Below are 16,674 nucleotides of genomic sequence, written 5' to 3' on the forward strand. Positions count from 1 at the left end.
CCCCGGTTGCGCGAGACTTTCCATATCGAAGTGATCGGGCCGGATGGCGAGGAAGTCGTCACCCGGACCTCGGTCCGCGTGGCGAATCTGGAGACGGCGCAGGAGAGGGCGCTGCGCCTTTTCGCCCGGGCGCGGGTGCCGCAGCGGCGCGACGAGCCGGCCCAGGCCGTGCGGGTGATCGACGGCGCCGGCCGGGAAGTGTTCCACCGCACACGGTTCGAGGAAGGCGACTGAGGGTGCCGAGAGCAGCGACCGATCATGGTGAGGCGGCTCCCACCCTCTCCCCTCATCCTGAGGTGCCCGCGTCAGCGGGCCTCGAAGGAGGGGTCCAGCCTGCCGCGCGATCCCTGGAGCCCTCCTTCGAGGCGGCTTCGCCGCACCTCAGGATGAGGGGACGATCTGGAGAAAGCTGGCTGAACCAACATGATCGGAGGCCGCCCTAGCCTCTCGCCCGCCGCTCCCGCAGCCTGAGCCGCAGCCGCGCCAGAGTCTCACGCCCGCGTTCCAGCCGGGCGGCGAGGGGAAAGAGCGGGTCACGACCCGATTCCACCAGCCGGTGCGCGATGGCTCTGCGCTCCGTCCAGAACAGGGTGGCGAGTTCGAAATCCGGCGGGGCGCAGGAATCGATCCGGTCGATCCCCGGCGTCGCCAGCACAGCCTCGGTCAGGCGATGGACGAGCTGGACGCCCGTCGCGGCGGCCGGGTCGGTGTCGTCGTGCGCGACCTTCAGGACGAAGGCATCCCGGCCCGCGAGCGGCAGGACCATGGAGGCGACGAGCCTGTCCCCCTGGCGCAGCCGCGCGATGCGGACCCGCCCTCGTTCCGCCAGGGCCGCGACGGCGGCGCGCAGGAATGCGGCCTCCTCGGGTCGCTGGGCGAGGGCGGTGCCGGCGCGACCCTTCCAGCTCGCCGCTTCGAGGGCGACATGCGCGTCGAGGGCGGCGGGGAAGGCGGCCGGATCGGCCAGCATGTCAAAGGCGACGGACCCATCCGCGTCGAGGCGGCGGCGCGCCCGGCGCAGCCTGCGGCGGCGTTGGCCGGACAGGTGGTCGAGATAGGCGTCGCGCTCGGCCGGACCGAGGCCGGTGGCGTCGAGCATCCCGCGTTCATGCGCCCAATAGGCCTCGTGCCGGATGCCCGCCCCGTCGAGGAGGCTGCGGAAGGGGCCATCGGCGGGGGCATTCTGCAGGAGCAGGCGCGGCGGCTCGCCGAGGGCGCGCGGCGCGGCGAGGAAAGCCGCCAGGGCACCAGCCGGGTCTCCACCGTCGAGGAGGGGGATGCCGAGCGGCGCATAGCCATGGGTCCAGCCCATCAGCACCGGAAGGGGCAGGCCCCAGCGACGGATGATCCGGCGATGCGGCCACGCGGCCAGCAGGCGCGCACCGGGTTCCTCGGGCGGCCTGTCCGCCACGAGCAGCATCCGCACGCCGGCGCCGAAGCCCGGCGCGGCGGCCAGGGCGTAGGGCGCCTCGTAGAACGGGTTGGCGACGAGGGCGCGGGCGCCCAGGGCGTCCCAGGCCGGCACCCAGGGCGCGGCCGGATCGAGGGGCCGGATCGCGGCGACGAGGCCGCCGGGCAGGGGGGCCGTCGCCGACGCGGGGCGGGGTTCCGGCGTCTGGCGCTCCGGCATCGGCGCGGGCGCGATCATGCCGCGAGCCGGCGGCGGATCGCTCCGGCCAGACCCAGCATGTCGAGGCGCCACGCCACGGCGATGAAGGCCGCGCCGAGGATGAGGATCCCGAGCGCCTGTCCGGGCGGCTGCGTCCCGCCGGGCAGGAGGCCGATGCCGAGCACCGCCAGCCCCGCCGCGAGGGCGGCGGCGAGGATGCCGCCCATATCGGTGAGCGGCAGCGGCATCGCGGTGCCGGCCCACTTCGCACCGACCACGAGGACGATGCAGGCGGCGGCCTGTCCGCCCGCGAAGGCCACGGCGGCGCCCATGGCACCGAGCCTCGGGATCAGCAGCAGCGAGGCGGCGGCGACCGTCACGAGCGTGGCGAAGGCGGCCGCCGCCTCGAGCCGGCTGGTCCGGGTGAAGTAGATGACCTGCCCGAAGTAATACGACCGGAACATCATCAGGATGCTCGCCAGGATCAGGACCGGGGCGAGGCGGCGCGCCTCCTCGCGGTAGCCCGGCCCGAGCAGGATCGTGACCACGAGGTCGTCGAAGCACAGGAAGAATACGGCGCCGAAGGCGGCGATGGCGGTCATGGCCCTCGCGGCGTCGCAGAGCACGCCCGACGCCGCCGCCATGCCGCCGATCCGCGCCTCGCGCTTGGCGATGGACATGAGCGAGAGGGCCAGGGCCTCGCCGAACACGATGAAGCTCTGGCGCAGGAAGTCGGCGATGGCGCCATAGGCGCCGAGACCCGACGGGCCGACCGTCTTGGCGATGATGAGGCGGTCGAGGCTCTGGGCCAGGGCGGCCGTGCCGAAGGACAGGACCAGGGGCCAGCCATAGGCCAGCAGGCGCAGGGCCTCGTCGCGGCTCCCCCGTCCGCGCATCAGCGGAGCGATGGTGATCAGCGCCGGCAGGGCGCCGAGGGCGTTCGCCGCCGCGATGGCCATGGCGAGGTCGATGGGGTCGCCCGTCGCCTTGAGCACCGCGCTGCCGAGGGCGAGCATCAGCACCGCGCGGCACAGGACGGCGGCGGCCACGGCGCCCGCCGCGAGGCGCGTGCGGGCGATCTCGGTGGACCCCTCGAACAGGACGAAGCCGAGGGCCAGGAGCAGGATCGCCCAGGCCGCCTGGGGGGAAATCAACCCGAGGAAGGCCGCGAGCGAGGCCGCGATGCCCGCGAGCAGCAGCGAGGCGCCGAGAAGGCGCACCACCGTCGCGATCTGCGCCGAGGCGCGGTGCTCGTCATAGAGGGCGAAGAACGCGAATTTCGGCCATTGGCACGTCGCGCCGTAGAGCACGAGCGCCCACGAGAGCAGGTAGAGATAACTGCCGTAGATTTCCGTCGGCGCGAGGCGCGTGAACACCGCCACGGAGGCCATGTTCAAGGCCGCCGCGATCCCGCGCGAGCCGACATAGATCAGGCTGTGCCGGGCGATCATGGCATCGCGTTCGGTGCGCGGCCCAAATCCCCGGATGGGGCGGGTCCGTGCCGTCGTGGGTCGAAACGGAGGGCGAAGCTGTCGGTCACGCTTCTCCGCTGCAGATGCCGTGCCGGGCGGCGCTCGGGTGCGGTCAGGCGGCGCCCCGCGCGCCCGCCTCGCCGCCGCCGTCCACGAAAGCCTTCAACTCGTCCAGGGAGGCGAAGGAGAAGCGGCCGTTCGGCGTGTCCGCCTCGATCGCTCCGTTGTCGTACATCATGTAGGTGTTGCCGCCCGAACTGTAGCGGCCGACGACCGTGCGCTCGGTCTTCGCCTCGGGCGCCGCATCGAGGCTCGACCGGAGGGGCGGCTCCGGTGCGGGCTCCGGCTTCACTGGCTCGGGCCGCCCGGGCACGAACAGATCGTCGGCGTCCGCCACCGCCTCGGCCGGCTTGGCGGGTTCCTCGGCGGGCCTCTCCTCCGGCGGATGCACGATCGGTGCGACGAGGCCCGGCATCGGCAGTTCCGGTTCGGCGGGCAGTGCGCGCGACGGGACGCCGAGGGACGGCTCGATCCTCGGGCGTTCGGACGACGGCGCCGCCGCCGGGATCGAGAGGGCGGAGGCCGACAGGTCGAAGCCGGGCTCGGAAGCGGGGGCGGATGCCGCCTCGGCGGGCGTGCTGTCGACGCGCGACGGGGCTTCGCGCAGCGCGGTCTCGATCCGGCGCAGCCATGTGGCGACCACGGCGAGGCCGAACAGCAGGATGCCGGAGGAGGCGACGACGGCGCCCCCGTAGACCATCGCCATCCCGCTCTCGAGACGCACGTAGGGGAAGCCCTCGACGACTGCGATCACCCCGGTGATGAGCATGGCGGCGGCGAGCGCGAACAGCGCAGCGATCATTGTACTCTCTGGACGCGGGCGGAATGGGCCCCGAAATCGGCCGGCACGATAAGGCGCTGCACAGGTTTTGCAAAACCTGTTCGCGCCGCTCTTCCGGCGTTGCCGATGACGCAGACCCGACTTACGTACCTGACGTCAACCCGGGGACCCCCGCCGGGGGCATGCGGTTGCCCCCGGCCGCACGGAGACACACGATGACCTTCACCCTGCCGGAACTGCCCTACGCCTATGACGCCCTCGGGCCGTACATGTCGAAGGAGACCTTGGAGTTTCACCACGACAAGCACCACAAGGCTTATGTGGATACCGGCAACAAGCTGCTCGAAGGCACCGATCTGGCCGGCAAGAGCGTCGAGGAGATCGTGAAGGCCGCCTACAACACGAATCAGGCGCTCTTCAACAATGCCGGCCAACATTACAACCACATCCATTTCTGGCAGTGGATGAAGCCGAACGGTGGTGGTGCCATTCCCGGCACGCTCGCCAAGAAGATCGATGAGGATCTCGGCGGCGCCGAGAAGTTCAAGGCCGACTTCATCCAGGCCGGCGTCACGCAGTTCGGCTCGGGCTGGGCGTGGCTCGTCGTGAAGGACGGCAAGCTCGCCCTGATGAAGACCCCGAACGGCGAGAACCCCCTGGTCCACGGCGCGAAGCCGATCCTCGGCGTCGACGTGTGGGAGCACTCCTACTACATCGACTACCGCAACCGTCGCCCCGACTACCTGAAGGCGTTCATCGAGAACCTCGTAAACTGGGAGCACGTCGAGAAGATGTACGCCGAGGCCACCGCCTGAGCGTATCCCTCCGGGCGCCGCGCCTTGCGGTTGTGGCGCCCGGGCCCTTGAGATGAAAGCCGAAACCCGTTCTTGATGCGCCCGCCGGGCCGACCCGGCGAGACGGGGGCGCGGCCATTTCCGACAATCGTTTCGAGCCGGTCGCGCGCCCGGATTGCCACTCATGATCCGCTCCATCCTCTCCGTCGGCGGGTGGACGCTCGTCTCGCGTGTGACCGGCTTCGCCCGCGATGTGGTGATGGCCGCCGTGATGGGTGCCGGCCCCATCGCCGACGCCTTCGTCGTCGCTTTCCGGCTCCCCAACCATTTCCGGGCGATCTTCGGCGAGGGGGCGTTCAACACCGCCTTCGTGCCCTCCTACGCCTCCCTGGAGGAGGCGGGGGCGACAGGCGCCGCGCGGCGCTTCGCGGACCGCGTGTTCACGCTGATGCTGATCGTGCAGCTCGTGCTGCTCAACCTCGCCCTGCCGCTGATGCCCTGGGTGGTCCACGCCCTGGCGCCCGGCTTCGAGGAGGGGGGCGAGCGTTTCCAGCTCGCGGTGGCGCTGACGCGCATCACCTTCCCCTACCTGCTGTTCATGACCCTGGTGACGCTGCTGTCGGGCATCCTCAACGCCCATCGCCGCTTCGCCGTGGCGGCGGGCGCGCCGGTCCTGCTCAACCTCGCCATGCTGGCGGCCCTGAGCCTGACGGCCCTGTTCCCCAACGCTGCCTACGCCGCCGCCTGGGGCGTCGCGGTCTCGGGCCTGCTCCAGTTCGGCCTGCTCTGGTGGGGCTGCCGCCGCGTGGGTGTGATGCCGGACCTCGCCGTGCCGCGCCTCGATCCGGCGCTGAAGCGCTTCTTCGCGGTGCTCGGCCCGGCGGTGATCGGTTCGGCCGGGTTCCAGATCGCGGCCTTCGCCGACACGATCATCGCCAGCTGGCTGCCGACCGGGGCGGTCTCGGCGCTGTATTACGCCGACCGGCTCTATCAGCTTCCGTTCGGCGTCATCGCCATCGCGGCGGGCACGGTGCTGCTGCCGGAGATGAGCCGCCGCATCGCAGCCGGGGACGTGGCCGGCGCGCATGGGGCACAGAACCGGGCGGCGGGGTTCTCCCTGGCCCTGTCGGCGCCCTTCACCGTCGCGTTCCTGACGATCCCCGGCCTGATCATGGCCGCCCTGTTCCAGCGGGGCGAATTCAGCGGCGAGGACGCCGCCCGCGCCGCGTCGGTGCTTGCGGCCTACGGGCTGGCGCTCCCGGCGGTGGTGCTGGTGCGCAGCGCCGTGGCGAGCTTCTACGCCCGCCAGGACACCAAGACGCCGCTCTGGGCCTCGCTCACCGCCATCGCCGTGAACGTGGTGCTGAAGCTGTGGCTCACCGGCCCCTACGGCGTTACCGGCCTCGCCATGGCGACGGCGGTGAGCCAGTGGGTCAACCTCGCGATCCTCGTCGGCCTCGCCCTGCGGAGGGGATGGACGGCGCCGGGACGGACTCTCGGCCTGACCCTCGCGGGGGTGGTGGTCGCCTGCCTCGCCCTGACCGGCGTGGCCCTGTTCGGCCGTCCCGTCGCCGAGGCGCTGGTGCCGGCCCTGTCCCATGGGCGGGAGATCGCGGTGCTCGCCCTTCTCGGCATCGCGGGGGCCGTGGTCTATGGTGGCCTGCTCCTCGGGCTGCTGCACCTGTTCGGCCTACGCCTGCGCCGCGCGTGAACGGAGGACCGCCGGCCGAGTTGATGGCGGAGAATGCGAGGGAGACCGCATGTCCGACTTGAACCTTCTGGACGGGATCCGCGCGGCGGTCTTCGACGCCTACGGCACGCTGTTCGACGTCAACGCGGCGGTCCAGCGCCACGCCGCCGCTGTCGGCCCGCAGGCCACTTCCCTGTCCGAGCTCTGGCGCACCAAGCAGATCGAATACAGCTGGATCCACGGCCTGATGGGCCGCTACGAGCCGTTCTGGACGCTGACCGAGCGCGCCCTCGATTTTGCACTGGCCAGGCACCCGGAGGTGGACCGGGGTTTGCGCGAGCGGCTGCTCGACGCCTATCGCGATCTCGATGCCTACGAGGAAGTGCCGGGCGTACTCTCGGCGCTCCGGGAACGGGGCCTGCGGACGGCGATCCTCACCAACGGCGACACTGCGATGATCGAGCGGGCGGTGGCCTCGGCCGGGCTGGCGGGGCATCTCGATGCGGTGCTGACGGTGGATGCGGTGCGGATGTTCAAGACGCACCCGGACGCCTACCGGATCGCCCTCGATCATTTCGGTGTGAGCCGCGAGGAGGTGCTGTTCAGCTCCTCCAACCGCTGGGACATCGCGGGCGCCGCCGCCTACGGCTTCCGTCCGGTCTGGATCAACCGGAAGGGCCTGCCCGACGAGTACCCGGATTTCGCCCCGGTGGCGGTGCTCGGCTCCCTCGACGGGTTGCTGCCGGCTTAGGGCCTTCCGACAAAATTAAGGCTCTCGCGCTCTCATCCGCTCAACACGAGCAGGAGAGTTCTCGCGTGTCCGTCCACCGTTCCTTCACCACGCTCCGTGCCGGCGCCCTCGCGCTGGCCGGTCTTCTCACCGTCACCGCCATGCCCGCCACCGCCCGCGACGGGCAGAACGGCGCGATCATCGGCGGCCTCGCGGCCGGCGTCGTCGGCGGCATGGTCGGCAGCGCCATCGTGAACGGCGCCAACAACCCGCCGCCGCCGCCCCCGCCGGAGTACCGCCCGCGCCGGGTGCTGGTGGAAGACGAGCCCGAGACCGTCATCGTCCGCGAGCGTCGCGGGCCGATCTGCCATTACGAGCGCCGCAAGGTGTGGCTCGACGACGAGAACTTCACCTTCAAGCGCGTGCAGGTCTGCGAGTAGGGGCGGCGGGCTGCGGGCACCCCGCCCGCAGCCTCACACCCGCATCGGCATCAGCACGTAGAGGGCCGAGGCGCCCTCGCGGTCCTGGATCAGCGTCGGCGAGCCGGGATCGGCGAGCTTGAACAGGGCGGTGTCGCCCTCGAGCTGCGCCGTGATGTCGAGCAGGTAGCGGGCGTTGAAGCCGATATCGAGGGCGGACGCCGCGTAGTCGACGTCCAGTTCCTCGGTGGCGCTGCCCGCGTCGGGATTGTTCACGGAGAGGGCGAGGCGCCCGTCCGTCAGCCCGAGCTTCACCGCCCGGCCCCGCTCCGACGAGATGGTCGAGACGCGGTCCACCGCCTTGGCGAAGGTATCGCGTTCGACGGTCAGGCGCTTGTCGTTGTTGGCCGGGATCACCCGCTGATAATCGGGGAAGGTGCCGTCGATCAGCTTCGAGATCAGCGTCAGCCCGTCCGCGAAGCGCAGGCGGATCTTCGCCGGAGAGAGGTCGATGCCGACCGTCTCGCCGCCGTCGTCGAGGAGCTTCTGGATCTCGGCCACCGCCTTGCGCGGCACGATCACCCCCGGCATCCCGACGCTGCCCGCCGGGGCAGGGATCTCGACGCGGGCGAGGCGGTGCCCGTCGGTCGCCACCGCGCGCAGGACCGGCGCGCCGTCCGCCTCCAGAACGTGCAGGTAGATGCCGTTCAGGTAATAGCGCGTCTCCTCGGTGGAGATCGCGAATTGCGTCTTGTCGATCAGGCGCTTGAGGTCGGCGGCGCCGATCTCGAACCCATGCGGCATCTCGCCCGTGGCGAGATCGGGGAAATCGCCCTCCGGCAGGGCACCTAGCGCGAAGCGCGAGCGGCCGGAGCGGATCGTCATCTGCCCGCCTTCGCCGCCGGTCTCCAGCGAGACTTGCGCGCCCTCGGGGAGCTTGCGCACGATGTCGTAGAGGACGTGCGCCGGCACCGTGGTGGCGCCGGGATCGGACACGTCGGCGGCGATGCCCTCCGTCACCTCGATGTCGAGGTCGGTCGCCTTCAGCTGGAGCGTCGATCCCTCGCCGCGCAGGAGCACGTTCGACAGGATCGGAATGGTGTTGCGACGCTCCACCACCCGGTGGACGTGGCCGAGCGACCTGAGAAGGGCCGCGCGCTCGACGATGACTTTCATCGCACAAACTCTGATCATTCGGGGCCGCGGCGGCCCCAGGAAAACGGTCGTTCAGCTTGGCGAAGCACCGGAGCGAAGGCAAGGCCGTCGCGCCCGACTCGCACAAGCGAGGCGCTTATGCCCCCGTCCTAGCTACGCTTGTCGAGGGGGCGGCCGAGAAGCCGGGCGAATTCCGCCTCGATCTCCTCCACCGAAAACGGGTTGCCCGGGGATTTCGGCTCGGGCATCGCCGCCGCCGGTTCCGGGCGCGGCACGGTGGGCTTCCGCTCGGGGCGCGGGGGCGGGGGCGGTTCGAAGGTTGGGGCCGGCTCGGGCTCCACCTCCGCCTTCGACATGCCGGAGGCGACAGGGTCGAGCGCCGGTGGAACCAGGGCCGCCATCGCGGCGGCGATCGGATCGACCTGCGGCGCTCCTTGCGGCGGTGGCTGGACGGCGGGGGCCGGCGGGGCCGGCGGCGGGGCGACGGCCGAGCTCGGACGGGCGATGGCGGCCTGAAGCTGCCGCGCCATGTCCGAAAGGATCGCCGGATCCACCGGACGCGGACTGGCCGGCGGCGGCGTCAGGTTCGGCGGCGGCGTCAGCGGGGGCGGGGTGATCGGGGGCGAGCTGATCGAGGGCCTGGCAGGGACGGCATCCGGCAGGCGGATGGGCTCGGCCGGGCTCTCGGCTTCCGGCTTGCGGTCGAGGGTCGGAGTGGCGCCGCGCGGCGGACGGGGGCGCATCAGGGCCTCCCGCACCGGGGGCGGCGGGGCGGGCAGGATCGGCGCGGCCGGAGGGGCGGGGTTCGGCGGCGGCACGGGAATGTCCCGTCCCGGTTCGTCGCCGTCGAGCAAGGCGGCGTCGAGGGGGAGGCGCACCGGCGGCGGCGCGTTGGAGCCGGGGACTGGTGGGGGCACCACCACCGGCATCTCGAAGGCCGGCTCGGTCCGGCGTGGCGGCGTCTCGATGATCGGACGCGCGGCCTCGGCGATGGCGCGGGGCGGCTCGGGCAGGCGCCCGGCTTCCGCCAGCGGATCGGGCAGGGGCTCGGCGGCGGGCTCGGCGCGCAGCGTCGCCTCGGGCAGGGGCCGCTGCCCGCGCTGGATGTTGCGCTCGATCACCACGTCGTTCGGGCCGCCGACGAGGAGAAGGTGCTCCACATTGTCCCGCCGCAGCAGGATCAGTTGGCGGGCGCGGTCGAGCTCGTACACGTCCACGATCCCCAGGCGCGGCTGGCGCGAGCGGCCGCTGCGCCCCTGGAGCGCGCCCCCGCCTCCGGTGAGGCGGCGGACCACGAACACGATCGCGGCGAGGGCCGAGAAGATGATCGCGAAGATGACGAGGTACTGGATGACCGGGGAGCCGTCAGAGCCGAACACGGATCGTAGCCATGACAAGGTTACGCACTCACACAATCCTGCCGTGGCGGGTTCCGCGGCAGGCCTCGCGTCATAACACGAGGCCGCATCAATCGGGCAGGCCGAATTAAGGCTTCGTTAACAGCTCGTTGGAGGGCCGAGGACCCGTTCGTACCGCTTCGGGCAAGGACGATCCGGCATTCGCGGCTCGAGAGGCCGGAGAGGAGCCGGCTTTAACGGCGCGTTAACCATGCAGGCGGCAGTTTTTGCCGACCCCGGATCTGCGGGGTTCCGCCGCGCGAGGGGGCCATGGCCATTTCCGACCTGCCCATGCTGGCGATGCTGCGCACCCGGATGCAGTGGAACCAGGCGCGCCAGACCGTCATCGCCGAGAACGTCGCCAACGCCGACACGCCGGGCTTCAAGCCGCACGACCTCGCGGAGCTGCGCTTCGACAGGGCGACGGGGCAGGCGCAGCGGACATCCCCGGGGCTCGCCCTCACGGCGGCGGGCCACATGGCGCCGATCGGGCAGCCGGAAGCCGGTGCCGACCCGAGGAAGGTGAAGGATTTCGAGATCCGGCCCAGCGGCAACGGCGTCAATCTCGAGGACGAGATGATGAAGGCCGGCGATATCCAGACCGATTACCAGCTCGCCGCCTCGCTCTACCAGCACAGCCTGACGACCCTGAAGATCGCCATCGGCAAGAGCTGATCGAACGGGCTCCTAGAGCGTGCGGAAACCTTGAAGGAAGGGGCGGGCGATGGAATTCTCGAAATCCCTGGCGGCATCGACCTCCGGCCTGAAGGCCCAATCGGGCCGGATGCGCATCATCGCGGAAAACATCGCGAACGCGGATTCCGCGCCGGCGAGCAAGGGCGCCGAGCCCTATCGCCGCAAGATCCCGACCTTCACCAGCCATCTCGACCGCGAGACCGGCGCCAACGTCGTGGAGACGGGCCGCGTGCGGCGCGATTCGAGCGCTTTCCGCATGAAGCACGACCCCGGCAACCCCGTCGCGGACGCGAAGGGCGACGTGTCGATGCCGAACGTGAATCCGCTGATCGAGAACATGGACATGCGCGAGGCCCAGCGCAGCTACGAGGCGAATCTCAACATGGTCACGACGACGCGCAAGATGATCGCGCAGACCCTCGCGATCCTGAAGTAGGGGCGGCGCCATGGCTTCGAGCAACTTCGCGGCGGGCGCCTACGCCGCCGTCCAGGGCCTCGCCTCCGGGCGGCCGGCGCCCCGCGTCCAGCAGACCCAATCGCCCGGCGAGGGTTTCGCCGGCCTCCTGGGCCAAGCCATCGACGGGGTCGGCGATGCCGGCCGCCGGGCCGATGCCCAGGCGATCACCGCCGCCTCGGGCAAGGCGAATGTGGTCGATGTCGTCACCGCCGTCGCCGAGAGCGAGACGGCCCTTCAAACCATGGTCGCCGTCCGCGACCGCATGATCTCGGCCTACGAGGAAATCATGCGGATGCAGATCTGACACCGCGCGGAACCCCACGATGACCGGCCTCGCCATCCTCGACGTCGCCCGCGACGGCATCTTCGTCTTCCTGAAGGTCGCCGGCCCGCTGATGCTCGTCGCCCTGTTCGTGGGTCTCGTCGTCTCGCTGGTGCAGGCGCTGACGCAGATCCAGGAGCAGACGCTGATCTACGTGCCCAAGATCGTCGCGGTCTTCGCGACCCTCCTGCTGATGCTCCCGTTCATGGGCGATGCCATGGCCGGCTACATGACCCGCATCGCCGCGCGGATCGCGGCGGGCGGGTGATGGCGCCCGTCATGCGCTATAGGGAGGCGCATGAACCTCCTCCTGCCGGGCGTGGCCTCGGCCTTCCTCCTCGTCTTCGCGCGGGTCGGCACGCTGATCATGCTGATGCCGGGCGTCGGCGAGCAGACCGTCTCGCCGCGCCTGCGTCTCGCCTTCGCGCTGATGGTCACGCTGGTGCTCTATCCCATGGCGCGCCCGCTGCTCGGCGGCACCGAGGGGATCGCCGGGCCCCGGCTGATCGCGCTCCTGTTCGGGGAGACGATCATCGGCCTCGTCATCGGGCTGACGGTGCGGATGGTGCTCGCCGCGCTGCAGACGGCGGGGCTCATCATCTCGCAGCAGCTCGGCCTGTCCTACGCCATGACCGTGGACCCGACCGTGGGCGGGCAATCGGCGGCGGTGGGCAACTTCCTGTCGCTGCTCGGCATCACGCTGATCTTCGCCGCCGACCTGCACCACCTCGCCATCGCGGCCATCGCCCGGAGCTATCAGGTGCTGCCGCCGGACGGCGTGCCGGCCTTCGGCGACGCGCTGATGCTGGCCCTCAAGGCCGTGGCGCGGGGCTTCACCCTGGCCGTGCAGATCTCCGGCCCGTTCATCGCCTTCGGCATCCTGTTCAACCTCGGGCTCGGGGTGCTCTCGCGGCTGATGCCGCAATTGCAGGTGTTCTTCCTGGCGGTGCCGGCCTCGGTGCTGATCGGGATGCTGATCCTCGCCGGGTCGCTCGGCGTGATGATGGGTGTCTTCCTCGACGACATGGGCCGGTATCTCAACGAGTTCGTCGGGCGCTGACCCCCGACGGCCGGAGGCGCTGAGCCATGGCCGAGGGCGCGGAGCAGGAAGACAAGACCGAAGAGCCGACCCAGCGGCGGATCGATCAGGCGATCGAGCGCGGCGACGTCGCCAAGAGCGTGGAGGTGAACACCCTCGCGATCCTCGGCGCGTTCACCCTCGCCCTGCTCGTGGCCGCGCCGGGCATCGCCAGCGGCCTGATGCACAGCCTCACCGGCTTCCTCGCCAACGCCCATCAAGTGCCGGACGGCCCCTGGGCCATGGCGCGGGCGGCCCGCAGCGGCCTGTGGATCTGGCTCGAAGCCGTGGCCGTGCCGGTGGGAGTCGCCCTCGTGGCGGGCGTCGCGGCCGGCTATCTCCAGCATCCGCCGGTGTTCAACGCCGAGGCGCTGATGCCGAAATTCGAGCGCATCTCGCCCATGGCGGGGCTCAAGCGCATCGTCGGCGTCGAGGCCCTGTTCCAGTTCGGCAAGGGCTTGGCGAAGATGATCGCCGTCGGCGTCGTCGGCGGCTCCATCCTGTGGCGGGACCGCGACCGGCTGGAGGTCTTCGCCCGGCTCGATCCCGGCGCCTGCCTGCCGGCGATCCTGACCCTCAGCCTCAAGCTCCTCGCGGGGATGCTCGCGGTCCACGTGACCATCGCGGGGGCGGATTACCTCTATGCGCGGCTGCGCTGGCGCGGCCGGCTGCGCATGTCGAAGGAAGAGATCAAGCAGGAGATGAAGGAATCCGAGGGCAACCCCGAGGTGAAGGGCAAGCTCAAGCAGTTGCGCATGGCCCGCGCCAAGAAGCGCATGATGGCCGCCGTGCCGAGCGCCACCGTCATCGTCACCAACCCGACCCACTACGCCGTCGCCCTGCGCTACGAGGCGGGGATGCCGGCCCCGATCTGCGTCGCGAAGGGGGTCGATGCCCTGGCGCTGCGCATCCGCGAGGTCGCCAAGGCGCATGACGTCGCCATCGTCGAGAACCCGCCGCTTGCCCGCGCCCTGCACGCCACCGTCGAGATCGACCGGGAGATCCCGACCGAGCACTACAAGGCGGTGGCCGAGGTGATCGGCTTCGTGATGCGCCTGCGCCGCCGGGCCGCGTGAGGGCGGGGCTACCCTTCCTCCACCATTTTGCGCGAAGCTCTTGATGGGCTTGGTACCGTCCGTGGTCCGACGCCCCTTGCCGTGGGGCGGGCCGCGGGCCAAACCGGAGCCCGTTTCTGGAAAGATCCCGATGGCCGACGTGACCGGATCCCCGGCCCCGACTTTGAAGGCAGACCCGGCGAGGCCGGAGAGCGCGTCCGAGATCCTGGCGGTTCAGCCGCCGGTGAACGGGTCCATCGACCGTTCGGAGCAGCCCGGCCGCGTCGGCCTGCTGCTGATGCTCGCCGGCCTGCTGGTGGGCGCGGCGATCGGCCTGTCCTTCGTCGCCAACGAGCAGGCGCAGGCGCTTATCGTGTGGCTGCTGGCGCTGCTCGCCATGGCCGGCGTGTTCTTCCTCTTCGCCCTCGCCATCGGCGCGATCCAGCTCTCCGGCAGCAGCGCCCGCGACGACATCACCCGCGCCATCGTGGATGGCGGGCCTGACGGTGCCCTCGTGGTCGAAGATGGGGGGCGGCTGATCTATGCCAACGCCTCGTATCTGCGCCTCGCCGGCGGTGACAGCTTCTCGAACCTCGCCCCCGTGGAGCGGATCTTCGTCGGCTCGCCGGAAGTGTCGGAGGCGGTCTACCGCCTCTCCCAGGCCGCCCGCGACGGGCGCCCGCACACCGAGGAGATGCGCATGGCGCCGCCCCTCGGGCAGGTGGCCGGCGTGGCGGGCGAGCGCGATTTCGGCTGGTACCGGGTCTCGGTGCGGCCCCTGCCGCGCCCGCGCCGGGCCGCCTCCCTCTGGACGGTCGCCGACGTCACCGCCGAGCGCGAGCGCCAGGAGAACGTCTTCCAGGAATTGCAGCACGCCATCGATTACCTCGATCACGCCCCGGCGGGCTTCCTGTCGATCAGCCCTACGGGCACCATCGTCTACATGAACGCCACGCTGGCCGCGTGGCTCGGCTACGACCTCGCCAGCGTCGGCTCGGGCGGCCTGCACCTCACCGAGATCGCGCCCAGCGCCGACGTCCTGATTCGCACCGCCGGCCTGCCCGGCGAGGTCCGCACCGACCGGTTCGACCTCGATTTGCGCCGCCGCAACGGCCACACGGTGCCCGTGCGCCTCTACCACCGGGTCGCCTTCGGTAAGGACGGCAAGCCCGGCGCCTCGCGCACCTTCGTCATCAACCGCTCGGCCGGGGCCGACGCGGACGAGCCCCAGCGCGCCGCCGAGGTGCGGCTCGCGCGGTTCCTCAACAACTCGCCCATCGCCATCGCGACGCTCGATCGCTCGGGGCGGATCGCCCGCGCCAACGCCTCGTTCACGCGGCTGTTCGGCACCGCGCCGCTCACGTCGGACGGGGCGGAGCTGGACGGGGAGGGCGGCACCCGCGCCGAGCCGAATCTCGCCGATTCGGTCCTCGACAAGACCGCGCTGGAAACCGGCCTCAACCGCGCGGCCAGCGGCATCACCGAAGCCGAGCCCATCGAGGTGCTGTTGCAGGGGCCGGGCGGTCGCTCGGCGCGCCTGTGGCTGAGCCCGGCCGATGGCGGCGCGGAGGGCGAGCAGGCCGACGAGGCCGAGCGGGTGATCCTTTACGCCCTCGACACGACGGCCCAGCGCCAGCTGGAGCAACAGGTCGCGCAGGCGCAGAAGATGAACGCGGTCGGCCAGCTGGCCGGCGGCATCGCGCACGACTTCAACAACGTCCTGCAGGCGATCATCGGCTATTCCGACCTGCTCCTGGCGAGCCACAGGCCGAACGATCCGGCCTTCCAGGACATCATGCAGATCAAGCAGAACGCCAACCGGGCGGCGGGCCTCGTCCGCCAGCTCCTGGCGTTCTCGCGGCGGCAGACCCTGCGGCCGGAGGTGATGAATGTCGGCGAAAGCCTCTCCGAACTCACCCTGCTGCTGAAGCGTCTCCTCGGGGAGCGCGTGACCCTCGAACTCAAGCACGGGCGCGATGTCTGGCCGGTGAAGGCCGATGTGAACCAGTTCGAACAGGTGATCGTGAACCTGGCGGTGAACGCCCGCGACGCGATGCCGGAAGGCGGCAAGCTGACGATCCGCACCGAGAACGTGGTCGATCCCGGCCAGAAGGCGGTCACGGACGGGCGCGGCGGCCCGCCGGCCGGCGACCATGTGCTCATCGAGGTGTGCGACACCGGCCAGGGCATCCCCCCCGAACTGATGGAGAAGATCTTCGAGCCGTTCTTCACCACCAAGGAGATCGGCAAGGGCACGGGCCTCGGCCTGTCGACGGTGTTCGGCATCGTCAAGCAATCGGGCGGCACCATCGACGTGCAGTCGACGGTGGGCCAGGGCACGGCCTTCAAGATCTATCTGCCCCGGCACATCCCCGCTCCCGAGGTGGTGCCCGTCGAGGCTGCGGCCCCGGCCGATGCGAAATCGCCAAACGGAACGGCCGCTGCGCCGGGTGCCAAGGCCGCCGAGCCGCCGGCTCCGCGCCGCCCGGCGACCGACCATACCGGCCAGGGCGTCATCCTCCTCGTGGAGGACGAGGACCCGGTGCGGGCCGTCAACAGCCGTGCCCTCTCGGCCCGGGGATACACCGTGCTGGAAGCGGCCTCGGGCCTCGAGGCGCTGGCGATCGTCCGCGACGGCGAACAGCCCATCGACCTCGTGGTCTCCGACGTGGTGATGCCGGAAATGGACGGCCCGTCGCTGCTGCGCGAGGTGCGCAAGCATCAACCGCACCTGAAGGTGATCTTCGTTTCGGGTTACGCCGAGGACGCCTTCCGCAAGAACCTGCCCGAAGGCGAAGCCTTCAACTTCCTCCCCAAGCCCTTCAGCCTGAAGCAGCTGGTCGAGACGGTGAAGAAGACGATGGCGGATTGAGGCGCGGTCTTGCCGTCCTCGACGGGTGTGACGGGCAAACACCCCCTGCCGTCATTGCGAACGCAGTGAAGCAATCCAGGGCAGCGG

General features: G+C 70.8%; 17 protein-coding genes. 12 read left to right on the plus strand and 5 right to left on the minus strand.

Annotated elements, in window-relative coordinates; translation table 11 throughout:
* Nucleotides 1-6: 6 nt before the first annotated feature.
* A complete protein-coding gene (locus ACS5Q7_RS16715) occupies nt 7-234 on the plus strand; it encodes a hypothetical protein (RefSeq protein WP_478340420.1) in 228 nt (75 codons plus the stop codon).
* 205 nt (nt 235-439) lie between these two features.
* Here the strand turns inward: ACS5Q7_RS16715 and ACS5Q7_RS16720 are convergent, their stop codons facing one another.
* The 3 genes from ACS5Q7_RS16720 to ACS5Q7_RS16730 form a co-directional block, all read right to left on the minus strand.
* On the minus strand, nt 440-1,648 hold the full coding sequence (locus ACS5Q7_RS16720; protein WP_478340421.1) for a GNAT family N-acetyltransferase: 1,209 nt from the start codon (nt 1,646-1,648) through the stop codon (nt 440-442).
* Nucleotides 1,645-3,060, minus strand: a complete 1,416-nt coding sequence (locus tag ACS5Q7_RS16725) for a lipopolysaccharide biosynthesis protein (RefSeq protein ID WP_478340422.1) — start codon at nt 3,058-3,060, stop codon at nt 1,645-1,647. Before ACS5Q7_RS16725 ends, ACS5Q7_RS16720 begins: the two co-directional genes overlap by 4 nt.
* Before the next feature lie 133 nt (nt 3,061-3,193).
* A complete protein-coding gene (locus ACS5Q7_RS16730; protein WP_478340423.1) occupies nt 3,194-3,943 on the minus strand; it encodes a hypothetical protein in 750 nt (249 codons plus the stop codon).
* Nucleotides 3,944-4,137: 194 nt separating this feature from the next.
* On the opposite strand from ACS5Q7_RS16730, the gene ACS5Q7_RS16735 reads away from it, so the two are divergent.
* The 4 genes from ACS5Q7_RS16735 to ACS5Q7_RS16750 all read left to right on the plus strand — a co-directional run bounded on the left by ACS5Q7_RS16735 (nt 4,138) and on the right by ACS5Q7_RS16750 (nt 7,576).
* Nucleotides 4,138-4,737 carry a superoxide dismutase gene (locus ACS5Q7_RS16735; RefSeq protein WP_478340424.1) on the plus strand — a complete coding sequence of 200 codons (600 nt, stop codon included), beginning with the start codon at nt 4,138-4,140 and terminating at the stop codon, nt 4,735-4,737.
* 163 nt (nt 4,738-4,900) lie between these two features.
* Nucleotides 4,901-6,427, plus strand: coding sequence for a murein biosynthesis integral membrane protein MurJ (gene murJ, locus ACS5Q7_RS16740; protein WP_478340425.1), 1,527 nt, complete (start codon nt 4,901-4,903; stop codon nt 6,425-6,427).
* Between the two features lie 49 nt (nt 6,428-6,476).
* A complete protein-coding gene (locus ACS5Q7_RS16745; protein ID WP_478340426.1) occupies nt 6,477-7,157 on the plus strand; it encodes a haloacid dehalogenase type II in 681 nt (226 codons plus the stop codon).
* A gap of 65 nt (nt 7,158-7,222) precedes the next feature.
* Nucleotides 7,223-7,576: a hypothetical protein gene (locus ACS5Q7_RS16750; RefSeq protein WP_478340427.1), complete on the plus strand. Its 354-nt coding sequence runs from the start codon at nt 7,223-7,225 to the stop codon at nt 7,574-7,576.
* A 33-nt stretch (nt 7,577-7,609) separates the two neighbouring features.
* On the opposite strand, the gene dnaN is transcribed toward ACS5Q7_RS16750, so the two are convergent.
* The gene (gene dnaN, locus ACS5Q7_RS16755) at nt 7,610-8,731 is read right to left on the minus strand and encodes a DNA polymerase III subunit beta (protein ID WP_478340428.1); all 1,122 of its coding nucleotides are present in this window, start codon (nt 8,729-8,731) and stop codon (nt 7,610-7,612) included.
* Between the two features lie 128 nt (nt 8,732-8,859).
* A complete protein-coding gene (locus ACS5Q7_RS16760; RefSeq protein ID WP_478340429.1) occupies nt 8,860-10,089 on the minus strand; it encodes a hypothetical protein in 1,230 nt (409 codons plus the stop codon).
* A 288-nt stretch (nt 10,090-10,377) separates the two neighbouring features.
* On the opposite strand from ACS5Q7_RS16760, the gene flgB reads away from it, so the two are divergent.
* The 7 genes from flgB (at nt 10,378) to cckA (ending at nt 16,587) form a co-directional block, all read left to right on the plus strand.
* The gene (flgB, locus tag ACS5Q7_RS16765) at nt 10,378-10,782 is read left to right on the plus strand and encodes a flagellar basal body rod protein FlgB (RefSeq protein WP_478340430.1); all 405 of its coding nucleotides are present in this window, start codon (nt 10,378-10,380) and stop codon (nt 10,780-10,782) included.
* Nucleotides 10,783-10,831: 49 nt separating this feature from the next.
* Nucleotides 10,832-11,239 carry a flagellar basal body rod protein FlgC gene (gene flgC, locus ACS5Q7_RS16770; protein WP_478340431.1) on the plus strand — a complete coding sequence of 136 codons (408 nt, stop codon included), beginning with the start codon at nt 10,832-10,834 and terminating at the stop codon, nt 11,237-11,239.
* A 10-nt stretch (nt 11,240-11,249) separates the two neighbouring features.
* Nucleotides 11,250-11,564 carry a flagellar hook-basal body complex protein FliE gene (gene fliE, locus ACS5Q7_RS16775; RefSeq protein WP_478340432.1) on the plus strand — a complete coding sequence of 105 codons (315 nt, stop codon included), beginning with the start codon at nt 11,250-11,252 and terminating at the stop codon, nt 11,562-11,564.
* Between the two features lie 19 nt (nt 11,565-11,583).
* Nucleotides 11,584-11,850, plus strand: coding sequence for a flagellar biosynthesis protein FliQ (fliQ, locus tag ACS5Q7_RS16780; RefSeq protein WP_238248936.1), 267 nt, complete (start codon nt 11,584-11,586; stop codon nt 11,848-11,850).
* 30 nt (nt 11,851-11,880) lie between these two features.
* Complete coding sequence (fliR, locus tag ACS5Q7_RS16785; RefSeq protein ID WP_243952409.1) at nt 11,881-12,642, plus strand: flagellar biosynthetic protein FliR; 762 nt, start codon at nt 11,881-11,883, stop codon at nt 12,640-12,642.
* Nucleotides 12,643-12,668: 26 nt separating this feature from the next.
* On the plus strand, nt 12,669-13,736 hold the full coding sequence (flhB, locus tag ACS5Q7_RS16790; protein ID WP_478340433.1) for a flagellar biosynthesis protein FlhB: 1,068 nt from the start codon (nt 12,669-12,671) through the stop codon (nt 13,734-13,736).
* Nucleotides 13,737-13,866: 130 nt separating this feature from the next.
* On the plus strand, nt 13,867-16,587 hold the full coding sequence (gene cckA, locus ACS5Q7_RS16795) for a cell cycle histidine kinase CckA (RefSeq protein WP_478340434.1): 2,721 nt from the start codon (nt 13,867-13,869) through the stop codon (nt 16,585-16,587).
* Nucleotides 16,588-16,674 lie beyond the last annotated feature (87 nt).

This window comes from Methylobacterium sp. Gmos3 (assembly GCF_056430985.1).

Excerpts from the sequence above, each read along its gene's own strand:
- ACS5Q7_RS16720 (WP_478340421.1), bottom strand. The coding sequence starts at position 1,648 with ATGATCGCGCCCGCGCCGATGCCGGAGCGCCAGACGCCGGAACCCCGC.
- ACS5Q7_RS16725 (WP_478340422.1), bottom strand. The coding sequence starts at position 3,060 with ATGATCGCCCGGCACAGCCTGATCTATGTCGGCTCGCGCGGGATCGCG.
- ACS5Q7_RS16730 (WP_478340423.1), bottom strand. The coding sequence starts at position 3,943 with ATGATCGCTGCGCTGTTCGCGCTCGCCGCCGCCATGCTCATCACCGGG.
- ACS5Q7_RS16735 (WP_478340424.1), top strand. The coding sequence starts at position 4,138 with ATGACCTTCACCCTGCCGGAACTGCCCTACGCCTATGACGCCCTCGGG.
- murJ (WP_478340425.1), top strand. The coding sequence starts at position 4,901 with ATGATCCGCTCCATCCTCTCCGTCGGCGGGTGGACGCTCGTCTCGCGT.
- ACS5Q7_RS16745 (WP_478340426.1), top strand. The coding sequence starts at position 6,477 with ATGTCCGACTTGAACCTTCTGGACGGGATCCGCGCGGCGGTCTTCGAC.
- dnaN (WP_478340428.1), bottom strand. The coding sequence starts at position 8,731 with ATGAAAGTCATCGTCGAGCGCGCGGCCCTTCTCAGGTCGCTCGGCCAC.
- flgB (WP_478340430.1), top strand. The coding sequence starts at position 10,378 with ATGGCCATTTCCGACCTGCCCATGCTGGCGATGCTGCGCACCCGGATG.
- flgC (WP_478340431.1), top strand. The coding sequence starts at position 10,832 with ATGGAATTCTCGAAATCCCTGGCGGCATCGACCTCCGGCCTGAAGGCC.
- fliE (WP_478340432.1), top strand. The coding sequence starts at position 11,250 with ATGGCTTCGAGCAACTTCGCGGCGGGCGCCTACGCCGCCGTCCAGGGC.
- fliQ (WP_238248936.1), top strand. The coding sequence starts at position 11,584 with ATGACCGGCCTCGCCATCCTCGACGTCGCCCGCGACGGCATCTTCGTC.
- fliR (WP_243952409.1), top strand. The coding sequence starts at position 11,881 with ATGAACCTCCTCCTGCCGGGCGTGGCCTCGGCCTTCCTCCTCGTCTTC.
- flhB (WP_478340433.1), top strand. The coding sequence starts at position 12,669 with ATGGCCGAGGGCGCGGAGCAGGAAGACAAGACCGAAGAGCCGACCCAG.
- cckA (WP_478340434.1), top strand. The coding sequence starts at position 13,867 with ATGGCCGACGTGACCGGATCCCCGGCCCCGACTTTGAAGGCAGACCCG.